Raw genomic sequence first — 21,881 nt, forward strand, 5'->3', positions numbered from 1 at the left:
AGAACGTGATCAGGCCCGGACTTCTTCAAGTCCGGGCCTGATCACGTTTATATGCTAAAACTTTTTCGGTTTACTTCTCCAGTGCCGCGACCCCGGTGCGTGAAATCTCGACGATATGTTCTTCACCGAGTTGGGTGACGAAGGCGTCGATACGACGGGTTGCCCCGGCAATCTGGATAATATAGGTGTCATGATTCTTGTGGTCGAGAATCTCGAAGTTGTACTCCGCTTTAAGCGCGTCTAAGGCTTCGGCATCGATTTCGAGTTTAATGATCGCCGCTTCGCGCCAGTAGCTGTGGTCGGTGTCAAGTTCCTTGGCCGAAATCACTTCGGTGAATTTTTCGAGCTGATGGATCACCTGGCTGACCTTGGCTTCATCATCTTCGCGCAGGGTAATCGTCATGCGACTGATCCCCGGTTTGCGCGATTTGCACACCGTCAGGGTGTCGACGTTGTACATTTTTTTGCGGATCAGCATCGAGACCTTCTGCAGTACGCCGGGGCGGTCGAGCAGGTAGGCGAGAATCGCGCGTCTTTTCATTTTTTGCCCCCTTTCTTCTGCAGCTCAGGTCGCTTGACGATCATGTCGTCAAAGCCACCACCGGCCGGAATCATCGGCAGAATCACTTCAGATGGATCACAGACGAATTCGATGATGATCGCGCCCTTAAGGTCGATCGCTTCCTGTAACGCGGGGACAATCTGATCGAGGGTTTCGACCTTACGGTAAGGGATACCGTAAGCGGCTGCGATCAGGCCGTAGTCCGGGCTCAGCATCGGCGTGCCGGCGTAGCGCCCGTCAAAGAAGAGCGTTTGCCACTGGCGGACCATGCCGAGATAGCCGTTGTTGAAAATTAGAATCTTAATGTCAATTTTGTGCTCCATGACGGTGCCGAGTTCCTGCATGTTCATCTGGAACCCGCCGTCGCCGCTGATCGACCAGACCCGCTCATCGGGCCGCACCAGCTTGACCCCGATTGCCATCGGCAGGGAGGCGCCCATGGTCCCGGCACCACCCGACGCAAACCAGCTGTTGGGGGTTTGATAGTTGTAGAAGCGTGCCGACATCATCTGATGCTGGCCGACGTCGGGGACCAAAATATCGCGCCCGGCCGTCAGGTCTGAAAGCTGACTGACGATGGTCTTCATAAGCAGTTTGCCATCGCTCCCCACGCCGGTAGCAATCTCTTCGCGCAGATCTTCGGCCATCACCTGCCGGAACTCGTCGATGCGGGCATGCCAGCGACGGCGCGGCTTGGCAGTCAGCATCGGGTCGTCGACCAGCACGTGCAGGGTGCGGTAGACATCGGCGTTGATGGCGACGCTGGTTTTGACGTTTTTATCGATTTCGGATGGATCAATTTCGACGTGGATGACATCGGCATTTTGCGCATATTCATTCAGCTTGCCGGTGACCCGATCATCAAAACGCATGCCGAAGGAGATCAGCAGGTCGGCTTCTTTGATGGCGCGGTTGGCTTCGACGGTGCCATGCATCCCCATCATGCCGAGGCTTAAGGGGTGATCGGCCGGCATCGCAGAGATGCCATGAAAGGTGAAGGCGACCGGAATTTTGGTTTTTTCGGCAAAGGCCTGCAAGAGCTTGCCCGCGTTGCTGCCGATGACGCCGTGGCCACAGAAGATGACCGGACGCTCGCTACGATTGATCAGTTCAATCGCCCTTTTCATCGGTTCCCGCGCCGGAGTCGGATGATAGAAGAAGCCGGGGAGGTTGGGCCGATAATTTTCAAACGAAAACTTGTAGTCCTTGCCGACCTTCTGGTTTTGAATGTCTTTGGGGATGTCCAGTAATACCGGTCCAGGCCGACCGGTGGTTGCAACGTAGAAGGCTTCGTGGACGGTCTGCTCGATCTCATCGGCGACCAGCGGCATATAGGTCTGCTTGCAGATCGGCATCATCACTCCGATCACATCACTCTCCTGAAAGGCATCGGTAGCGATCACTCCGGTGGCGACCTGACCGCTGATTGCGATCAGCGGGATCGAATCCATGTGGGCATCGGCTATACCGGTGGTCAGATTCATCGCCCCAGGTCCGGAGGTCGCCATGCAGACTCCGACCTGTGGATTGTTGGTCGAGAGCGAGGCGCGTGAGACCCCCTGCGCCATAAATGTGGCCCCCTGTTCATGTCGCGACATGACAAACTTGAAAGTGCCCAGTTTATCCATGCTGTCGAATATCGGCATGATTGCTCCGCCGGTATAACCAAAAATGTGACGCACCCCCCGTTGTTGAAGGGCCCGCAACAGCAGTTCCTTGCCAGTCATCTCAGCCTCTTTGTTCTTTCGCAAATGGATTGATAAGGTATCGGAATTTCTCCGAATAGAATGCTTACTTTATCGCTCTTAATTCATTAGAACAATGGTTTCGTGTGAAAAATATGAAAAAAGTGGAAATCAGACGCCCTTGCGGCATTTCGGCAGGCTTTCCGAGGTTTTCTGTGCGTCGGCTCAACTTGACATCATTCAACGCTGTTGTTAGATTGCGAGCTTCGGTCAAATGGCCGTTTTTCCAGTTTTGGCGGGAGTTTACGCAGTGAAAATTCTGGTTGCAGATCGACTGTCTCAGGCCGGGCTTGATATCTTCAGCGCGGCGGAAGGGGTGACTCTTGACTATCAGCCGGAGTTGAGCGAGCAGGCTTTGCTCTGTGCGGTGGCGGATGCCGATGCCCTGGTGGTTCGTAGCGGAACCCATTTGACAGCTGAAGTCTTTGAAAAAGCCAAATGTCTACGGGTGGTTGGACGGGCGGGTATTGGCGCCGAGAATGTCGACCTGGACGCGGCCAACCGGCGTGGCGTCGTGGTGATGAACACCCCCTTCGGCAGCAGCATTACCAGTGCTGAACATACCATCGCCATGCTGATGGCGCTGGCGCGACATATCCCGCAGGCCTGTGCCGCCCTGCGTGCCGGAAAATGGCAGAAGGACAGCCATCTGGGTGTCGAACTGTCGGGGAAAATGTTCGGGGTGATCGGCGCTGGCAAGATTGGTCGGTTGGTCATTGAACGGGCGCTGGGGCTCAAAATGCAGGTCCTGGTCTGTGACCCCTATCTGACAACCGAAGCGATTCAGCAGTTGGGTGGAGAGCAGGTCGAACTGCTTGATCTGTTGCGGCGCGCCGATTTTATCTCACTGCACGTTCCTCTCAATCAGGAGACTCGCGGGTTTTTAAATGCCGAACTGCTGGCGCAGACCAAGCCCGGCTGCCGGATTATCAACTGCGCTCAAGGTGGCCTGATTGATGAGGAAGCCCTGGTCGCGGCCCTGAAGAGCGGGCAGATCGTCGGCGCGGCGCTCGACGTTTTTGCCAAGGAACCGCCGTCGGCGGATCACCCCCTCCTGCAGTTTGACCAGGTTATCGCGACACCTCATCTGCGTGCCGCCAGCGCCGATGCCCAGATCAATATCGCTGTCCAGATTGCCAGACAGATTCTCGATTTTTTGCAGCGCGACCTGATCACCAATGCCTTGAATGTTCCCTCGGTGAATGCCAGTCTGTTAAAAAAAATGCGGCCCAGTTTTGAGCTGGCCGAACGGATGGGACTGTTTATGGCCCAGTATCGCAGTGGTCATTTTAAACAGGTTTCGCTTGAATATACCGGCACCATGACCACGCATCCGTTGGAACTGCTGACGGCTACCTTTTTGAAAGGACTGCTGCGCCCGGTTTTGGGAGAACAGGTCAACGATGTCAATGCTTCGCTTCTGGCCCGGGAAAATGGGATCCGGGTCAGCGAAACGCGGGTCTATTCTGCAGCGGAATTTGCCAGTTCGATCCAAGTTCGTATTGACAGTGACCAGGAGAGCCACAGTCTCAGCGGTGCGCTGTTCGGCGAGAAGGATTATCGCCTGGTCCGGATCGATGACTACATGGTCGAGGCGATCCCAGAGGGTCATCTGCTGGTAGTGCATAATGAAGATCGCCCCGGCGTCATTGCGCAGGTCAGTGGTATTCTGGCTTCTGCCGGGGTGAATATCTCCATGTTTAATCTTTCCCGGCGGCGGATCGAGGGGACTGCGGTCGCTTTGATCGGCGTCGATACGCCGGTAAGCCCTGACGTTTTACACCAGATTGATGAGGCCGAAGGCGTTCTGTTCGTGCGCCCGATTCACCTTCCGCTGGCGACCGATTGGGATAGCCTTTAACGCTCGACTTTTTACCGCGGTTGCGGTTGATGCTAATGGAAAATTATGACAAATATTGACGCGATGCCTGAATCCGCTCTGCCAAAGGGGGTGCGTGATTTCTTGCCGCTGAAGGCAGCCAAGGTCGAATATCTGCAGCAGCAGTTACGCCAGGTTATGGCTGACTGGGGATTTCACCCGGTCATCCCGCCACAGCTCGAGTTTTTTGATCTGCTCGAAAAGGGCCTGGGAAATGATCTGCAGGCCCGGGCGTTCCGGTTTGATGACCGCCAGAGTGGTCGCCTTCTGGCTTTTCCGCCTGACATTACACCGCAGATTGCACGTATCGCCGCTACCCGGATGCGTGACCTGCCGCTCCCGTTGCGCCTGTGTTATTCCGGGAAGGTGTTGCGTCATACCGAACAGCAGGCGGGGAAGGATCGTGAAATTTTCCAGGCCGGTGTCGAACTGATCGGTCTTGCTCAGGCCGAAGCCGACGCTGAAATGATCGCCATGGCGATCGAGTGCCTGCAGCGCAGCGGCGCAAGCGATTTCACTCTGGATATCGGGCAGGTTGAATTTTTCCGCGGGGTGATGGACGGGCTGGCGCTGCCGGGTGATCTGGCGCGGCGTGTCACCGGAGCCATCGGTCGTAAAGACAGTACGGAGCTGAAGGCCCTGCTCGACGAAGGGGACATTGATGAATCTGCCCGTGAGGAGGTGCTGGCCTTGACCCGCCTCTTCGGAGGGCGCGAGGTGCTGGCGCGCGCCGCCAAGCTGGTCAAAAATCCACGCTCGCAACAAGCCCTGAATACTCTGGAAGAGGTGCTGGCGCTCCTCGATCAGTACGGCCTCGCCGAATATGTCACCTTTGACCTTGGGGAGTTGCGTGGGCTCGATTATCATACCGGTATTACCTTTCAGGGTTTCCTGCAGGGGTATGGTCAGGCTGTCTGCAGTGGCGGGCGATACGATGGATTGATGGCCAATTACGGCAGTCCGGCTCCGGCGACTGGCTTCACCTTCGATCTGCTCAACCTGCTCTTTGCCCTCGACCCGATCCTCGACGCTCAGGTCGCCCCCCACACCGATCTGCTGGTCTACGCCCGGGATGGCGCCATGGCGCAGGCGCAGAAATTGACCTATCAGCTGCGGGCCGCTGGATTCAGCGCCGCGCGCGATATGATTGAACGCTCGCGAGATGAAGCGCTTGCCTATGCGCAGCTGATGAACTATCGTCAGCTGCTGGTCCTGACTGCGGCGGGGGGGCTCTCGCTGGTTGACCCGGTCACCCGGCGGGAAGAGGCACTGACTCTCGAAGAACTACTGAAACGGAAAACGCTGTAATTCCATATAACGGACCGTTGTCGCCTGAGCGACGCGGACTCAAGGAGCGAAAGAGAACACTATGGCCAACGTAGTCATTATCGGTGCCCAGTGGGGCGACGAAGGCAAGGGGAAAGTTGTCGATATTTACACCGCAGAGGCCGATGGGGTTGTGCGGTTTCAGGGGGGAAACAACGCCGGCCACACGCTGGTTGTCGGGAATGAAAAGACCGTCCTGCACCTGATCCCTTCCGGGATTCTGCATAAGGGCAAGCGCTGTGTCATCGGTAACGGTGTGGTGCTTGATCCCAAGGTTTTTCTGGTAGAGATCGAAGGGCTCAAGGCCAAAGGCTATCTGCAGGATGACAGTCAGCTGATGGTCGATGGGGCTGTTCATCTGATTATGCCGTATCATGTTGCTATCGATAAGGCACGAGAAGGTCGCAGCACTGACCGCAAAATCGGTACCACCGGTCGCGGGATTGGACCAACTTACGAAGACAAGGTCGGACGCCGTGGGATCCGCTTCGCCGATCTGCTCAAGCCAGAAGCCTTCCGCAAGCGCCTAAAGGAAGTGTTGCCCGAGAAGAATTTCTACCTGGAAAAATATCTCGGCCAACCCCCTCTGAATGAAGACGAAATTTTCAACGAATATCAGGGTTACGCCGAGAAGCTGCGCTGCTATCTTGGCAACGCCTCGGTCGAACTTGACGCAGCCATTCGCGCAGGGAAAAACCTGCTGTTCGAAGGCGCTCAGGGGAGCATGCTCGACATCGATCATGGCACCTATCCCTATGTGACTTCATCATCGACTGTTTCAGCCGGAGCCTGTACCGGCAGCGGCGTCGGCCCGACCCGGATCGATCAGGTCATCGGCATTACCAAGGCCTATGTCACCCGCGTTGGTGAGGGGCCATTCCCGACCGAACTGCTCGATGAAATGGGTGAGCAGCTAAGGACGACCGGTGCCGAGTTTGGCGCGACCACCGGCCGGCCGCGGCGCTGTGGCTGGCTCGACATTGTCGCCCTGCGCGAAGCGGTGCGGGTTAATGGCCTGACCGGCCTGGCTCTGACCAAACTGGATGTCTTGAATGACCTTGAGACGATCAGGGTGTGTACCGCCTATCGTTACGGCGACCAGCTTTTGACAAATTTCCCGAGTGACCTCGATGTGCTGCAGCAATGTACTCCGGTGCTTGAAGATGTGCCCGGCTGGCAGACCACGATTAATGAGGTCACCAGTTTTGAAGAACTTCCGCAGCAGGCGATTGATTACGTCAAACGGATCGAGGCATGGAGCGGAGTCCCTGTGGTGCTGGTTTCAGTCGGTCCTCGTCGTGACGAAACAATGCTCAGGAGTAATCCTTTCGCTTGATTTTTAGTTCGAAGATATGCATGATGTCGGAGTTCGCGGGGGTCATAAAATAAGTTCAAAAAAAGGTTGACGGACCCCAAATCATCGCGTATAAAGATGCTCCGTTACGAGCCGGTAGCTCAGTTGGTAGAGCATCTGACTTTTAATCAGATGGTCGTGGGTTCGATCCCCCCCCGGCTCACCATTTTAATAGCGTCAAATTGCGAGTACAATTCTCGCAGGGTGCTTAGTAGTTTTAAGTCCCTATCGTCTAGCCTGGCCCAGGACATCGCCCTTTCACGGCGACGACAGGGGTTCGAATCCCCTTGGGGACGCCATTAACGAACGAAGCCTCTCTGTTCACGCAGGGGGGCTTTTTTCGTTGTGTTTTGGAAGTTAGGTTGGCTCTAGGTTGGGCGCGGGTTGCCTTGGATTGACGCCAGATTGAAAGAAATAGACCCAAATCCATGTTTTGAACTGTCACTGGTGAGCTCTGAAGGGGACCCAGATTACCGTCCCTCGGGCTTGTTGTAAAATAAAATTCCGCTACCTTTTCAGGTAACGGTCAGTGGCAAAATTTATTATTTTTGTGTACAGGCAAGATCGCTTCAAAATTCTCCCTCAACGGTAAAACCTCAAAGTTCAAGGTGTCCTGGAAGTTGCTCCACCCTATATCGGGTGATACTTGCACTTGCGAAGCGCATATTCCTATTGACCCTGTATCCCAATACAGAGTGTTCAATAAATAGCGCAATACGAGAAGAGCCCATGATCTGATAATCATGGGCTCTTCCTGTGTTACTGATGGTGCAAACCGGGAATTTCAAAAAAGTTTACTCCCGATTTTTGCATTGACCGCTGGAGAGACAAATGTGGCCTCCCCACTTTCTCCCCTGGGATATTGCACGCCAAGGATGAGGATTTCAGAAAAAACCGGCCCCATTTGCTTCGGTGGGAAATTGAGCACCCCGAGCACCAGCCGCCCCCTAACCTCTTCAATGGGGTGGTTGGTGAACTGTCCGAAACATATACGCTTCCCGTACTTGCCAAAATCCACATCCATCCGATAGGTCGGCTTCGGCGTACGATGCTCGAATTCGACCTCGATGACTCGCCCGACCCGAATATCCAGAGTGGCGAGAGATTCTTCATATGTCACATCCGGCTTAAGTTCCGTTGCCATGTTTCAATCCTTTCTGGCCTTCGCCGCGACCGGGTTGGTACACGAGCAGGGAACAACGCAGGCGCATTTAACAAAAGGCAGGGGTCAAATCTCAACTTCCAACAAATCCAGTTCGCGCTCGATCTCTCTCAGGATATCCCTCAACCCTTCGTCGACCTTCAAACGTACGGCGACCCTTTTGCTTGCGCAGACACTCCGGTATCACTGATTCCGGTTCCCCCTCCTATTGGCGGTCAGTTCACTATTTCTCTCGATTTGTTGATTTTTGAGATCTGGCCCTTTATGCGAATAGATCGTCGAACTCCACATTTGTAAGGGCATGAACATGAGAAGGATCACGTTTGAGTTACTACACCTCATGGCACGTGCTATCAACGGGTCAATAGTCCCTATTTGTTTCGATCCTTATCCATCTTCTCCAGAAATTCCTTAAGCACTATGGCGTGGTTATGCCGCGCATCTCTGGCCGCATAAATTAGAGTCAATCTGGAGTGCTCTGCTCGAGAGAGCAGGTTGGTCGCCTCTTCGCCGCGGCCATTCAGTTCGTCAAGGTAGAAATGCCTGAATGCTTCCCATTTGTCCGGTTCGTGAGCGAACCACGTGCGCAGAGTGCTGCTGGGGGCAAGAGCTTTTTCCCAACCGTCAAGTCTCAGTTTCTCCTTGCTGATTCCCCGCGGCCAAAGGCGGTCGACCAGAATTCGCAACCCATCATTGTCTTCAGGCGGGTCGTAGGCTCTCTTCAGACAAATCAGCATTGGACATGCCGTTTTTTCATTCGCGGACGTAGGTGTCCATGTCGGTTTCATGAACCATCCTCATAAGACGTGCATACTCCGACTCGATCAATTCGAAATGTTGATGGGTTGAGTCAGCGTTTTTGATAAAAACCTCACGCACGGCCACATCTGAAATCTTTTCGGCCAGATTGCGTAATGCCGTCTCTAATTTAAGTTCCTTGTCCATGGCAAGTTCCATCGCTTTCCGTTCGTTGAGGCCTTCCATCAGAGCCTTTTCCAGATCAGTTAGCCAGTCGCTGTCCGGCGCGGATTCGAGTTTCATGTACTCTGCAAACTCGGGGAGATCGTCTCTCTGGTAGATGTCATAAAACGTTTTGGCGTGCTCGACTTCTTCAGCTGCCAATAATTCAAAGGTTCTGCATGCATCCAGGTTTTTCATGTGCTTTGCGCACAGCAGGTAAAAATCACGGGCGTACTTTTCTGTTTGAATAGAACGTTTGATCGCCTCTTGCACATCGACATTTTCGAACATAATAATTTCCTCTCCGCGTCCAAATTTTTAGCTTCAATTTCGACAACAAAGGACCAAGGTCTTAGACGCAATTACTGGTCAATTCAGCATTCTGTGCGGTTGAAGCACTGACCGGAGTCAGCCATATAGTCGCACTGATCCTTGGGGGACGCCTCCACCTCAAAGAGTTCGTAAATGCCCTTTGGTACTTTCCCAATAACGGCCATAATCTCTTCGCTGGTACATCCATCTTCGAAAATGAACAGGTTGTCAGTACTATCGTGGATGCCGAAGCGTTGGCCAAATTCAGCCGACCATTTGTCTTGCCAGCGGATCTTGTCCTTGATAAGAAGTCCCAACATAATCATGGCTCCTTTCAATAATTTATAGGTGAGGTTCCAGGCAGCTAACTCCGGGGTCAGACGGAGATCTTATTAGCAATCTACCAAAAAAGATCTATTCAAGCCTTCCGCATAGTTGGAGTCTGCGAGCTGGATCAAGGAACCTGCCCAAGAATCAGGGGCTCATTCCTTCCAGTGAATACATGAAACCGGGCAGGCATCGATCGCGTTGTTCTCGATCTCCTCCTCAGGAGCTCCATTCGGATCGTAGCATTCGGCCTTACCGTTTTCGGCAAACCGGAACACATCTGGAATATTGTCAATGCAGACACCGCAACTAATGCATTCATCCTGATCGACCCACGCTTGTTTAGCCATGTCATTTTCTCCTTTTTTATATGGTCGTGGCCTCGCCACCGGTTACAGTTGTTCTGCCTTCGAGAAGAGGATGTTGTTTTCGAGGTGGACATGTTTATGCAAATCATCCTCAAACTCCTTGAGTTTGCGGTAGGTGACGACAAAGGTGTTGCAGACATCCGCCGGGATCGCATAATCCCTGGCGAGATGCCGAATTCTGTGAATAGCATCGCCGATTTGCTCGTGTTCGCGGTGCAGTTTAGCCAGCTCTGACTTGATCAGGATGCTGTCCTTGGTGTCGGGATTGCTACCACTCCTGACAGCCGCTTCGGCGCGCTTGATGGCCGGGAAGAAGACCTCCTCTTCCTCCACCAGGTGTGCTGCCATATCGGCAGCAATTTTCTCGAAGATCTCTGCGATTTTAATGACCTCGGGATGATGGGCGCCATGCACCTCGGCGATCTTGTGTGCATAGGCGGCAATCTGCTCATCGTTCTCCTTGAGATAGACGTGGTGGGTATTAACGATGTAGTCGATAAGAAACGGCAGGGGCCAGGCTGTGTAGTTCTCATTTCGTTGAAGCGGTTCCTTCCTGGCTGCTTCAATTTCCTGCAGGACCTTGTCAGGGTCGAGGGCCTTCTCTTGGCAGGTGCTGGCGAGAGTCGCCTGGCCGCCGCAGCAGAAGTCGATCCCATATTTCTCGAAGATCTCTGCGGTCCGGTAATCTTCTGCGACGAACGCACCGATTGTTTTGCTGGCTTCTATAGTTTTATTGGCTTCTGTCATGGGAACGAACCTCCCGGTGTTTTTGGGTTAATGATCTCGCTTAATCATCGAACCTCCAAAAGCAGGGTCTCAGCTAGACCTGACGTTCTCAAGCATGCGCTCAATAAGAGCCCACACGTCTTCAGAGGGTTTATGACTGTTTGATGTACACGCAACCTGCGTGCGGGTATGGGACAGCGAAAGAATGGCACCAATCACAATGGACGTAGCGGCTTCAACATCGACCACGGAATCAAGGGAACCCCGCTGCTCCGCCTCCCGGATGCATTCGTGAATGAACTTACGCGACCTGATCTTGATTTTTGACAACCGCTTGGCAGCTTCAATACCAGCGGCTTGTTCCAAATGGTCAGAGAGCAGCAACCGAGAGATGCCTGGATGAGCCAGTATGGTTCGGGTCCGCTGGAGAAAAAAGTCCCGCAGGCGTTTAATCGGGTCTTCAACGCCGGAGGGGAAGTCGCTGGAGAGAATCTCTTCTATTCTCTCTATGGCATCTTCAACAATGGCCTCCATACTTTCAAAGTGCCTGAAAATGCCTCCCGAGGTCATTCCGACTGCGGTAGCGATATTCTTGGCGGTAAAAGCCCGCGCCCCTTCGAACGCAATGATATTGATCGCCACATCAATGATTTCGCGCTTGCGAACCTCAGTAGGCTTTCGCACTTGCTTCCTCTTTTCTTGAAGGTGATTATTCATACCACCAATTATAAGTAAGTAAGCATTTACTTGCAAGCCATTTATTGTTATTCTTTTGAGGCTCCAGTTGAGGTCTATTTTTCGGATTGATGCCGTGCTTTAAATTAATTGTTGGGTTGGAAGTGGTAGTGACTGCGAAGTTTTTTTTTGTTGGGAGTGCCAGCTAATCTGCTTGGAGGCTAAATATGACATATCAAGCTAATGCCTGTTTTACTTTTGATGCAGCCTGTGATTCTGCAATCGAGTTGGAGACCCAGATTTACCAAGGTTTCTTGGCAGCAATTAGAATTGTAAAAAACACGGCGGCCAAAGAAATTCTTCAGGATGCTGCAACCGTCAGGCTCGGCATTAAACAGAAACTCGAGCTGGCGGCAATCAAAGGAGGGCTTGAAGCACAGGTGGCCAAAGGTCCTGTACCAACGATGAACCTCATTATCCGTTGCTGTGACCTTCACCATTTAACTGCTGAGACGGACAATCGAAAAGCCCTGGCTTACGCAATTCAGTTATCAATAGACGCACTCAAATTTTATCGAGGAATGTCTGAAAAATGTAGTGGTGCGCCAATGGCTGAACTCTTTACAGCTCTTGCTGACGACCAAACTCAATATTTACAGCAGCTTGAAGATACTTACGAGGAGCACTTTTTGCCGGAGGGATAAACTGGAAAAATAAATCCATATACACTGCACTTATAACAATTGGATAAAATCATGACTAAGTAAATCATGATCCCACAAGGCAACGCGAATACCTGAATTTTGGAGGCAAAATGGATATCAAGATTGAAAATAATAAATCTGCAAAGCGCTTCGAAGCAATAGCGGCGGGGTATCGGGTTTTTATCGATTATGAATTAAATAATCAAACAATGACTTTGATCCATACCAAAGTTCCGTCAGAGCTTGAAGGGCAAGGTCTTGGAGGCAAAATTGTTAAAGCTGCTCTGGAATATGCAAAGAATCATGGTCTCCAGGTCATTCCTCAATGCCCCTTTGTGCTCAGTTATATAGAGCGTCATCAGGAGTATAAGACTCTCATCGAAAATGAGCATTAAAACTGATACTGAAATTCGTCTTTCGATCGCCATTCCACGCTTTATTGTCGCCAAAGGTAAGGCTGCAATTTAGTAATTTGTATTCGATTTATTGCGCAGCATAAGAAACGCCCACGATTTGCCAACCGTGGGCGTTCGGTGCTCTATAAATAGTGACAAATAAGAATGACCACCAGCGCGCGGGTTACCAAGTCGCTGTGCAATACCCTTGGCCATGGTTTCATTCGGTTTGTTGCCTTAGGCGTGCATGAGGATCCGTGACCATCTCAACGTCATCAGCCTTTGATATCAGGGTTCATTGAATAAGTCCCCATGTACGATGCACTCGCCAGAATGTGCCCCTTCATTGCCTCCAGAGCGTCTTGACCGGTGAATTCGCCCTGAAGTTTCAACGTTTCGACATCAAGGGCAAAGACCTCGAAGTTGTAGTGATGCACGATACTATCATTCCACGGCGGACAGGGACCGTCGTAACCGCCGTAGGTGCCTCCCATCTCGAGGTCCCCCGCGAACCATCCTGTGTAGTCATTCTTGCCGGTCACGCCGTGTAGGGTTCGACCTACGGGTTTGCCTCGTGGGGTGATGCCCCGACAGGCAGCACCCTCCTCAAGACCGGACACTTCGGCAGGAATATCCACCAGGACCCAATGAAAGAAGTTAACGCGCGGCAAATCGGAGGGAACCATCTTGCCTTGTTGATTTACGTCCTCCCCTGACGACGGGACGTCCGGGTCGTGACATATGATTGCAAAGGATCGCGTGCCCGCGGGCGCATGAGACCACCGAATGCCAGGGCTTATGTTGTCACTTGGAGCAAATGGGCTGTCGGTCCCCGGACGACCAAAAGCGAATTGGGCCGGTATCGCAGCACCATGAGCCCAAGAGTCAATGTGGACAGTAAATTGTGTTTTCATTGTCAGCGCTCCTCTGTTGTTGGTTTGGGTTAAATGTTAAGCAACAATCCTACAGGATTGAGCAACGAATCCCTGACTAACAAGAAACAGTTCAAGCATACAACACTATAACATTCATGCTATCACAACTTAGACGCCGGTTATTCAGCCCTGCGTCAAGGGCTGACCGTTTTCTGTGGTTCTTTTTGAGGGGCGATGGCCACTAAAGCAATAAAGTGTTAATCAGCATGCAAGTTTGACCCATTTGGAGATAAAATAGGCGCCGAAGACTGACCCACCTTGTTTTTTACTTCTGCCTGTTTGACAGGGAGTTAATAGGCATTTGTCCAACGGACCCAGTATGCCGATGGTGGGTCAAATAGGAATGCCGATTGACATATATTAACCTCGGAACAGCGGAGGGGGCTGTTCCGAGGTTAATATATGGGTGGACTTTGGTCCCCCCACCATGACTTGATCTGATATCCCGGTTGGCACGTCAAAGTGAAAGACTCGATAGGCTACTTTGGAAATGGGGGGATGACAGCTCTTATTTATCAGGGTCAATAGCCGATAGGAATATGCGCTTCGCAAGTGCAAGTATCACCCGATATAGGGTGGAGCAACTTCCAGGACACCTTGAACTGATCAGAGATTTGATGCCTGCCTTGTCGGAATCAGGCCGGTAAAACTTACGATATTCGAGACACCGAAATGGAAAAACCCCGACATACGCCCAAGCCGTTTATTCAAGGGTTAAAGCAAAAAACCAACTCGCGTTACAAACCGGACATAAAAGCGGACAGTTTGCGGGACACATTTCTGCTTATATTAACACTAACCATATGATATTGTTTCATATTAATAATTGAAGTAAGGGCAAAGAAAGCGGACATGATGAGTAGTGAGAACATAAGGGATGACGGCGAGAACATAGGCTTGTTTGAGCCATTGATGGTGAGTGAAGCTTCTTCGAAGCGCTCGGAGCTTAATGATCTGGTGCTCGACTTGGCAACGGCCTCCGCCCGTTTCGCCAGCAGTTTGCCTGCATCCATCGCCGACGCTTTGGCCGATCTGATCCGCTCAATGAATTGCTACTACAGCAACTTGATCGAAGGGCATAACACACACCCGATCGATATCGAACGGGCGCTGAATGATGACTATAGCGCCGATCGGGAAAAGCGTGATCTGCAACTCGAAGCCAAGGCGCATATCGCTGTTCAAAAATGGATCGACGAGGATGGTTTGGACGAAGGCCCGACGTCGCCGGAAATGATCATGGAAATCCACCGGCGCTTTTGTGAGTTGCTGCCGCCTGACCTGCTCTTTGTCGAAGTGCCCTCGACCGGAGAAAAGATATCTGTGGCGCCAGGCGAATTCAGGACAAGAGATGTTGAGGTTGGACACCATTTAGCGATCAGTCCGGGCTCGGTTCCGCGTTTTCTTGACCGGATGCATAGTGTCTACCGGCATACTGGCCGGATTGAGACCATTCTTGCCGCAGGGTGTGCGCACCACCGGTTACTCTGGGTTCACCCGTTTCTGGATGGGAATGGTCGTGTTGCCCGATTGATGTCCTATTCGATGCTGAAAAACGCGCTAGACACAAAAGGGCTTTGGTCAGTCGCGCGCGGTCTTGCGCGAAACGAAGCGGAATACAAACGCCACCTTGCTGCTTGTGATCAGCCTCGGCATGGTGATCGCGACGGGCGTGGCACATTGAGTGAAGCGGCGCTTGCTGACTTCACAACCTTCTTTCTGAAAATCTGCACTGATCAGATCAAATTTATGGAGGGCTTGATGAGACCTGACCGGTTGCGCTACCGCATCCTGATCTGGGCTGAAGAAGAAATACGCGCCGGAACGCTACCACCCAAATCCGATACGGTCTTGCGCGCGGTACTCATGCAAGGCTCGATCAAACGCGTGGATGTCGTTTCACTTCTCGGTGTCACAGAAAGAAGCGCGCGCCGAGTAACATCGGCGCTGCTCGAAATCGGCGCGCTTCAGTCCGAAAGCACGCGCGCACCGCTTCAACTCGCTTTTCCTGCGAAATTCGCAGGGCGGTGGATGCCGGGGCTCTTTCCGGATCAGTAAAGCGCGTCTCTAAAATTACGACTCTCGAGACACCCGCCGACCGTAACAGGGTGCTGAAAAACTCACCACCCTGCCAGGCCCAACATTATGTCGGCAGCGGAGCCGTCATTTTAGACGTCTATACAGGTTTTTTGAACTCCAGCTTTTCTTTTTCATAGGCCGCTTTAAATTCAGGCAGGGCTGCTACGTCGGCGATAAAACGTTTGACGTTTTTCCCCATCTCAATTTTTGTATCAGTAAAACCAGCATTCCAGCTTGAATATACGGCGGCCATATAATCGGCATGAGTCGGCTGGTCACCCAGAATAAACTTTCTGGATTCAAGCCGCTTGTCCAAAATCGCCCACAAGCTGGAAACGGAGTCTGCAAGCTGCTGCAGTGTTTCTGCCCTGACCTCATCACTGAGTTTGGCTTTGTAGGCAATTGCAAACATTCTGCCGTAGGCAGGGTGGAGGGTCGAATAATCAAAATTCAACCACTGATAAAACTCAGATCTAGCCTCAATGTCTACTGGCCGCATTGTATTGTTGTGTTTTTCAAGCAGATAGAGCGCTATAGCGGCGCCCTCAGTGAGGGTCCTTCCCTTTTCCGTCTTTAAAGCAGGGACCTGATTGGTCGGGACCATTTTCTGATAATCAGCGGTATCATTTCGATTGATAAGCTGGTAGGGAACTCCGAGCTTTTCAAGCAAGACAACAATTCCGGTAGAACAGCTTCCTGGGAGGGTGTAAAGCGTGTACATAAATATTTGTCCTTTCAGAAAAGATTTATCAGAGCTACGGCATCTTTCATCTTACCCCTGATTGCAATCTAAAAGGCAGTCCTGGAAGGGTTTTGATGTAAATCGACACGAGGCAGGCAGTGCAGTGGTTGAATAAAACCGGACACCAATTGAGGTGGAGTGACGACATCACAAAGGTTTGGTTTCAAGGCCGGTGGGTATACCTGGGTTGTGTATAATCTTTGCGCGCGTCATGTCATCAGATAAAGCTGGCCGGGAATAGTTGGCCACTTCAAGCCAGGCTTAAATAAGGTATGGGGAGATTATGAGATTTTTATGAAACTTTTCGGGTTAGTTTTTTCGGTAATGACATTTGTCATAGTCGCCTCGATTATTTCGGTGAATATGTGGGGGGAGAAAGAGGAAATTCCCGTTGCAGCTATTCAACTTGAAATGACATCAGCCATGACCGTCGCAGAGTTTGGTGAAACCAATACCCTCTCAAGGCAGCTCTTAAAAAAAGTTTTTACTCTGGAGTCTCCCGATCAAATGCAAAATCTGATCACCAGCTTCGGGATGTCCCCGGAGCAGATATCAAAAAAAGTAAACAAATTCCATACCCTGGAATCTGAAGACGCTACGAAGAACTGGATTAAAATACCGCTGAAATTTACCCTATGGTTTCTGTTTATGACGCTTTGCTTTTTTCTTTTGCGAAAGAAGAAGCTCAACAAGAAATCAAGAATGATTTTATATGGTCTAGGTTTTACGATTTTCGGAGTTATTTTAGGCGCAGATCCCAGCCCGATGGGTACTGTCAAAGACGCTATCGTTCTTTATTCCTCAAAAGGGGTGATTTTCAAGCCGAGGTTGATTGCTTTCGCAATTTTCACTGCGACGGTAGTTTTTGCGAATAAATTTATCTGTTCCTGGGGCTGTCAGCTTGGAACGCTTCAGGATTTTATCTTCAGACTGAACCGAAATCGTAAAGATTCTGGAAGGGGTCGTTTACCGCAGTTCAAAATCCCTTTCATCGTCAGCAACAGCATCCGCATCCTGTTTTTTATTGCGCTTATCTGGATTGCTGTTGTATGGGCCTACGATATCACCCACGAAATTGATCCTTTTAAAATTTTCAAACCGATGAAAGTCAGTGTTCCCGGATGGCTCTTTATTACGATTACGTTGATTTTCAGCCTGTTTGTTTACCGGCCCTGGTGCCATCTCTTCTGTCCCTTTGGACTCACCAGCTGGTTATTTGAAAAACTCAGTTTCTTCAGAATCAAAGTTGATTATGAGAAATGCATTTCCTGCTTCGCCTGTGAAAGTTCGTGCCCAAGCCCGGTCATGGGTACTATTCTTAGGGGAGATAAAAGCGTAATTCCGGATTGCTTTTCCTGTGGCAACTGTATTGATTCCTGCCCAACTGATGCTGTCTCATTCGCCTTCGGTAGAAATGGAAAACCTCCGGTAGGGAAGCTGAGAGGACCAGATTGATGCTGCACATTTGAATCCGGCGCAAATCTAAATAAGCTCTCAAAAAAGGGGGCAGATTTATTTTCCAGCCCTGGTCAATAAGAACGGCAAACCCCATTCTGGAGGTTGGCCGTTTCGGTGCCTGAGCATGGTTAAACAAAAGGACAACCAACAGTCTATTTTTCTCCCGCCACCTGTGCTATCCGTCGGCGAAGATCCAGAACCTCAGTTTGATATTCCTGCTCTTTCTGGTGGAGTTGCTGCTTCATTTCTTCAAGCTGACGTTCCATCGTCTTGACTCGCTCCCGGTAGCGCATGACGAAATCTATGGCCTCAAGGTCAAGCCCCATATCTTTGTGCAAGTAGCGAATGAGTTTAAGTTTGCTGACATCCGCGGCGCTCAAACCCTTTGCGCCATGCAACATCTTGCGCGCTGTGATCAGCTCTTCCTGCTCACAGCGGAGAATAAAATCCTCTGAAACCCGTGTCATGTGGGCGACAATCCGATATTCGTAATGAGCCTCAGGATCATGACAGAAAAGTGCAATCGGATATTTCTTCATAGGGTTCTCCTCGCCAGCTGCGCTGGTCTTACTTAACTGGACACGAACGCTTCGTTTAACGCAGAGACTTCCACTGCTCAAGCAGTTCCTTTTCTTTCGCGGACAGCTTTTGTGGCAGAATGGTTTCTACGGTGACATACAGATCTCCACGTTGGTCAGGATGCTTGATTTTTGGCATCCCTAACCCGCGCAACCGGAAAACCCGCCCATTGCTGGTTTCCGGCGGGATAGGCAGGTTCACCGAGCGATCGATGCCGGGAACCGAGAGCTTGCCACCCAACAACATGGTGAACAGATCTGCCGGAACCGTGATCTTGAGATCATCGTTGTCGCGCAGAAACCGTTTGTCAGGCAAAACTTCGATGGTCAGATAAAGATCCCCGGACTCCCCTCCTCCAGCACCAGCAGCTCCCTGTCCCTTGAGCCTTACCCGGGAGCCGGTTTGGACCCCGCGAGGGACCTTGACGTCAATTTTGCGACCGTTTTCCCATTCCAAAATCCGCTTGGCTCCGTGGTAGGCCTCACTGAGGCTTACCTGAAGTGAATGTTCGAGGTCCCCTCCGTGTCTCGGTCGCGCCTGCTGATAAAACTGCTGGCCGCCCCTATCTTCACGGCTTTGCTGCCGGGCTCCACCGCCGAAAAGATTCGTGAAGAAATCAGAAAATCCGCCTTCAGAGCCGAACAGCTCTTCAAACTCCTCGGGATTGACCGTTCGGTAGCCGTAGTTCTGCTTGCCGGCGGCATTCTCTCCCCAGTTGAAGTCTTCGGGTCTTCCACCGCTTTGCTGATACTGCTGCCACTGGGAACCCAGGCGGTCGTATTCTTTGCGTTTTGCAGGATCGGAAAGAACTTCGTTGGCCTCGTTGATGTCCTGAAATTTGTTGGCTGAAGCACCGTCTGAGGGGTTGACGTCAGGATGATACTTTCGTGCAAGCTTGCGGTAGGCCTTTTTGATTTCCTTAGCGTCTGCCTTACGATCTATCCCCAGAATATTGTAGTAATCCTTGAACTCCATACTCTCTCCATTCGGACGTACCCAGGCAGGTCTACCAGGTTCAACAGTTGCTCGTTGCACCAGATCTCGATTTACGCATCAACGCGCTGCGATCAGCACCTTCGCCGGACGTAACAACTTGCCACCGAGCAGATACCCCTTTTGTTCGACCCTCACGATGGTGTTGGCGGCGACACTGGGATACCGAACCACACCTATGCTTTCGTGCAAACCGGGGTCGAACGGTTGGCCCAAGGCTTCCAGCTCTTCGACTTCGTATTTGGCTAAAATTTTCCCCAGCAGGCTCCGGTTCATTTCAATCCCCTGCAGGATATTTCTGCTATCCTCTGCGTGCGAAATATGGCGCAAAGCCAGGTCAAGGCCATCAGCTACCTGTAAAATGTCTCTCAGCAGCGTTTCCTTTTGAGTTTCAACCTCCTGGGCGGAAGTGCGTGCCAGACGTTTTTTGGTGTTCTCCAGATCGGCAAGCAGGCGCAGATATCTCTCTCTCCAGACAGCCCCCTCATCCGGTGACTGTTGATCGGTTTCTGTACCCCTATCTGCGGACGTATCGGAATTTATTTGCATCTCATCGGCCATCTTCACACCTCTTTTGGTTTTACCTGAGCTGGCAGCACTAGGCGGGGAAAAGGAGTGCTTCATTGCATCGTCACCAGCATTCTCTTAAGTATACTCTCTTCCTGCTTTGGCACCTGCTTGCTGCGCTTAATACCAAACTGTGTTGCACGGAAAACATGGTAATTGCGGGCAGGTAGCTGGGCACCGATTCGAAATCAATTTTATAACAGTCTTTCCAGGGATCAATGTGTTCATATTTCCGGGGGCCAAATATTTTTTTATTTTGACTTGCCTTACGATTAGAATGAAAATAATCAAATCTTTTGACTGGAGCCGAACGACTTACCAATCTTATTGGTGTTGCCTCTAATTGACACCGGCACTTTTTCTTTTAAAGAGGAGCTTTTATGTTCACAGAAAATGCGTCAGGTTCAGTTTTGCGCTCCATGTCTTCGATGATATTTCTTTTTTTGCTCCTGACTGGCTGTGCAGGCCAACAGCAGGCGATGACAAACGCTGTGTTTAAGGGGGACCTGAGTGAGGTTGGCAGCCTTCTGCGCTCCGGCTCAGCCGCTGTTAATGCGCCAGTCGTGCTGGACAAGGTTCAGCCCGCCTGTCCCGGTCAGCCAATCCTGACTCCTCTGCAGGCCGCAGCGTGCACCGGGCAGGAGGGCATCGTGAAAATGCTTCTGGCTAACCGGGCCACCATCGACCTTGCTGCCGGTTCCGGGCAAACACCCCTGGTGCTAGCCATGGCTAACGGGCAGAGTACTGTGGTGCGTATGCTGGTTCAGGCTGGGGCCAACCTGGAAAGCGCCGATGCCGCAGGCAACACTGTCCTCATGCTCGCCGCGGCACAGGGGGACAAACCCCTCGTCGAATTTCTGTTAAAGAACGGCGCTTCTCCAAAAGCCAAAAATAAAGCAGGAGAAACGGTCCTGCTGAAAGCTTCCGACCCGGACATCGCAAAAATGTTTGTTGACCTCGGCGCGGATCCGCTAGCCATCAATGCCATGGGGGAGTCGGGTCTGCATCTGACTGCAAAGACTTGGAATGCCCATATGGCCCGGTTCTTTCTGGATCATGGCGTGGACGTAAACCTTCGAAACCGAGAGGGGTTATCTGCCCTTGATCTGGCATATGCCAACAAAGCAAGAAAGATTATTGCGGTTATTGAGCAGTGGGTTGCCCAATCTCTTGACAAGGAGCTGGAATCAGGAGACCAGGCAGCCCAGCAGGGAAGGTTTTCGGAGGCACTGCCACTTTATCTCGCAGCAGTACCCAGAGCCACAGCGGTGGGCGGCTCGATCAAGCAGGACCTGCTCGTGAAGATCGTTCGCTGCGCGGCAGCCATGTCTCCGCCGCCGGCCCTGCCTGAGAAAGCCCGTGAACATCTGGTCCGTGGTTCCTACATGCTCAAGAAGGGGCAGGACATTGGCCTGGTGGAGAAGGAGATGGCGGCCGCCCTGCGCATCGCCCCCTGGTGGGTTGAAGGTTATTTCAATCTGGGCCAGTTGCAGGCGGAACAGAAGAAGTTCGACCAGGCAGACGAGAACCTGAGGATATTTATTGCCGCCGCACCATCGGACCCCAGGGCTCAGACAGCAAAAAATCGGATTATTGAAATCGGGGTAGACAGGGAAAATGAAGCGAAAATAGGGAGCATGCAAGGTCGCTGGGTCGACGAAAAAGGGAGAGAGTTTGCTGTTTCCATAGATGGCGATAAAATGCGGATCAATGCCAGTGGTCTTGTCTTTACCCTCGTCCTCAAAAACGACATCATTTCGGGTTCTGTTGCAGGAGCCTCCTACGCCGGGGACCACCGTTGCACCTTCCCCGCACAAATTCATCCGGTGAGTGGCAAAGTGACACCGGATGCGCGCAGTATCACTCTCGAATATATCTGGTCTATCTACAAATCCAATTATCATTGTGTAAACATGATGGGGCTCCCCTCCAACTGCTGTCTGCTCTGTGATGAGGTCTGTGATTCGGTGACCGTAGGTTCTTCGAATCCAGTGACCCTGCAACTTAGACCCGCTTTTTGATAATGGCGGCGC

General features: G+C 51.7%; 22 protein-coding genes and 2 tRNA genes. 10 read left to right on the forward strand and 14 right to left on the reverse strand.

Annotated features, from left to right (window positions below; all coding sequences use genetic code 11):
- Window positions 1-70: 70 nt before the first annotated feature.
- Entirely contained in the window at window positions 71-541 is a 471-nt protein-coding gene (gene ilvN / locus D888_RS0101980; RefSeq protein ID WP_020674845.1) for an acetolactate synthase small subunit, read from the reverse strand.
- A complete protein-coding gene (gene ilvB / locus D888_RS0101985) occupies window positions 538-2,289 on the reverse strand; it encodes a biosynthetic-type acetolactate synthase large subunit (protein WP_020674846.1) in 1,752 nt (583 codons plus the stop codon). Before ilvB ends, ilvN begins: the two co-directional genes overlap by 4 nt.
- 268 nt (window positions 2,290-2,557) lie before the next feature.
- Here ilvB and serA point away from each other — a divergent pair, with 268 nt between their 5' ends.
- The 5 genes from serA (at window position 2,558) to D888_RS0102010 (ending at window position 7,165) form a co-directional block, all read left to right on the forward strand.
- Window positions 2,558-4,168: a phosphoglycerate dehydrogenase gene (serA, locus tag D888_RS0101990; RefSeq protein WP_020674847.1), complete on the forward strand. Its 1,611-nt coding sequence runs from the start codon at window positions 2,558-2,560 to the stop codon at window positions 4,166-4,168.
- Between the two features lie 45 nt (window positions 4,169-4,213).
- Complete coding sequence (gene hisZ, locus D888_RS0101995) at window positions 4,214-5,494, forward strand: ATP phosphoribosyltransferase regulatory subunit (RefSeq protein WP_020674848.1); 1,281 nt, start codon at window positions 4,214-4,216, stop codon at window positions 5,492-5,494.
- Window positions 5,495-5,555: 61 nt separating this feature from the next.
- Window positions 5,556-6,848 carry an adenylosuccinate synthase gene (locus D888_RS0102000; RefSeq protein ID WP_020674849.1) on the forward strand — a complete coding sequence of 431 codons (1,293 nt, stop codon included), beginning with the start codon at window positions 5,556-5,558 and terminating at the stop codon, window positions 6,846-6,848.
- Between the two features lie 108 nt (window positions 6,849-6,956).
- Window positions 6,957-7,032 (forward strand) — tRNA-Lys (locus D888_RS0102005).
- Window positions 7,033-7,087: 55 nt separating this feature from the next.
- A tRNA-Glu gene (locus D888_RS0102010) sits at window positions 7,088-7,165 on the forward strand.
- Window positions 7,166-7,650: 485 nt separating this feature from the next.
- Here the strand turns inward: D888_RS0102010 and D888_RS0102020 are convergent.
- The 7 genes from D888_RS0102020 to D888_RS20435 form a co-directional block, all read right to left on the reverse strand.
- Window positions 7,651-8,010: a hypothetical protein gene (locus D888_RS0102020; protein ID WP_020674851.1), complete on the reverse strand. Its 360-nt coding sequence runs from the start codon at window positions 8,008-8,010 to the stop codon at window positions 7,651-7,653.
- Window positions 8,011-8,399: 389 nt separating this feature from the next.
- Complete coding sequence (locus D888_RS0102025) at window positions 8,400-8,765, reverse strand: DUF488 domain-containing protein (protein ID WP_020674852.1); 366 nt, start codon at window positions 8,763-8,765, stop codon at window positions 8,400-8,402.
- A 16-nt stretch (window positions 8,766-8,781) separates the two neighbouring features.
- A complete protein-coding gene (locus D888_RS0102030) occupies window positions 8,782-9,279 on the reverse strand; it encodes a ferritin-like domain-containing protein (RefSeq protein WP_020674853.1) in 498 nt (165 codons plus the stop codon).
- An 83-nt stretch (window positions 9,280-9,362) separates the two neighbouring features.
- Window positions 9,363-9,620, reverse strand: coding sequence for a hypothetical protein (locus tag D888_RS0102035; protein ID WP_020674854.1), 258 nt, complete (start codon window positions 9,618-9,620; stop codon window positions 9,363-9,365).
- A gap of 162 nt (window positions 9,621-9,782) precedes the next feature.
- The gene (locus tag D888_RS0102040) at window positions 9,783-9,977 is read right to left on the reverse strand and encodes a ferredoxin (protein WP_020674855.1); all 195 of its coding nucleotides are present in this window, start codon (window positions 9,975-9,977) and stop codon (window positions 9,783-9,785) included.
- Window positions 9,978-10,019: 42 nt separating this feature from the next.
- Window positions 10,020-10,742: an iron-sulfur cluster repair di-iron protein gene (ric, locus tag D888_RS0102045; protein ID WP_020674856.1), complete on the reverse strand. Its 723-nt coding sequence runs from the start codon at window positions 10,740-10,742 to the stop codon at window positions 10,020-10,022.
- 69 nt (window positions 10,743-10,811) lie between these two features.
- Window positions 10,812-11,405 carry a TetR/AcrR family transcriptional regulator gene (locus D888_RS20435; protein ID WP_245554991.1) on the reverse strand — a complete coding sequence of 198 codons (594 nt, stop codon included), beginning with the start codon at window positions 11,403-11,405 and terminating at the stop codon, window positions 10,812-10,814.
- A gap of 218 nt (window positions 11,406-11,623) precedes the next feature.
- Here D888_RS20435 and D888_RS0102055 point away from each other — a divergent pair, with 218 nt between their 5' ends.
- On the forward strand, window positions 11,624-12,100 hold the full coding sequence (locus tag D888_RS0102055) for a ferritin family protein (protein WP_020674858.1): 477 nt from the start codon (window positions 11,624-11,626) through the stop codon (window positions 12,098-12,100).
- A 110-nt stretch (window positions 12,101-12,210) separates the two neighbouring features.
- Window positions 12,211-12,495: a GNAT family N-acetyltransferase gene (locus tag D888_RS0102060; protein ID WP_020674859.1), complete on the forward strand. Its 285-nt coding sequence runs from the start codon at window positions 12,211-12,213 to the stop codon at window positions 12,493-12,495.
- Window positions 12,496-12,770: 275 nt separating this feature from the next.
- Here the strand turns inward: D888_RS0102060 and D888_RS0102070 are convergent, their stop codons facing one another.
- Entirely contained in the window at window positions 12,771-13,409 is a 639-nt protein-coding gene (locus D888_RS0102070; RefSeq protein WP_020674860.1) for a YbhB/YbcL family Raf kinase inhibitor-like protein, read from the reverse strand.
- Window positions 13,410-14,282: 873 nt separating this feature from the next.
- Between D888_RS0102070 and D888_RS0102075 the strand changes: the two genes are divergently transcribed.
- The gene (locus D888_RS0102075) at window positions 14,283-15,488 is read left to right on the forward strand and encodes a Fic family protein (protein ID WP_020674861.1); all 1,206 of its coding nucleotides are present in this window, start codon (window positions 14,283-14,285) and stop codon (window positions 15,486-15,488) included.
- 118 nt (window positions 15,489-15,606) lie between these two features.
- On the opposite strand, the gene D888_RS0102080 is transcribed toward D888_RS0102075, so the two are convergent.
- A complete protein-coding gene (locus D888_RS0102080; protein ID WP_020674862.1) occupies window positions 15,607-16,230 on the reverse strand; it encodes a glutathione S-transferase family protein in 624 nt (207 codons plus the stop codon).
- A gap of 315 nt (window positions 16,231-16,545) precedes the next feature.
- Between D888_RS0102080 and D888_RS0102085 the strand changes: the two genes are divergently transcribed.
- Window positions 16,546-17,706, forward strand: coding sequence for a 4Fe-4S binding protein (locus D888_RS0102085; protein ID WP_020674863.1), 1,161 nt, complete (start codon window positions 16,546-16,548; stop codon window positions 17,704-17,706).
- A 155-nt stretch (window positions 17,707-17,861) separates the two neighbouring features.
- On the opposite strand, the gene D888_RS0102090 is transcribed toward D888_RS0102085, so the two are convergent.
- The 3 genes from D888_RS0102090 to D888_RS0102100 form a co-directional block, all read right to left on the reverse strand.
- Entirely contained in the window at window positions 17,862-18,248 is a 387-nt protein-coding gene (locus D888_RS0102090) for a chaperone modulator CbpM (protein WP_020674864.1), read from the reverse strand.
- Between the two features lie 55 nt (window positions 18,249-18,303).
- Entirely contained in the window at window positions 18,304-19,263 is a 960-nt protein-coding gene (locus D888_RS0102095; RefSeq protein WP_020674865.1) for a DnaJ C-terminal domain-containing protein, read from the reverse strand.
- A gap of 78 nt (window positions 19,264-19,341) precedes the next feature.
- Window positions 19,342-19,842 (reverse strand): nucleotide exchange factor GrpE, encoded by a 501-nt coding sequence (locus tag D888_RS0102100; RefSeq protein WP_020674866.1) that lies wholly within the window; start codon window positions 19,840-19,842, stop codon window positions 19,342-19,344.
- A gap of 386 nt (window positions 19,843-20,228) precedes the next feature.
- Between D888_RS0102100 and D888_RS0102105 the strand changes: the two genes are divergently transcribed.
- Entirely contained in the window at window positions 20,229-21,869 is a 1,641-nt protein-coding gene (locus D888_RS0102105; protein WP_020674867.1) for an ankyrin repeat domain-containing protein, read from the forward strand.
- Window positions 21,870-21,881 lie beyond the last annotated feature (12 nt).

It is taken from the genome of Geopsychrobacter electrodiphilus DSM 16401 (assembly GCF_000384395.1).
GTDB classification, from domain to species: Bacteria; Desulfobacterota; Desulfuromonadia; order Desulfuromonadales; family Geopsychrobacteraceae; genus Geopsychrobacter; species Geopsychrobacter electrodiphilus.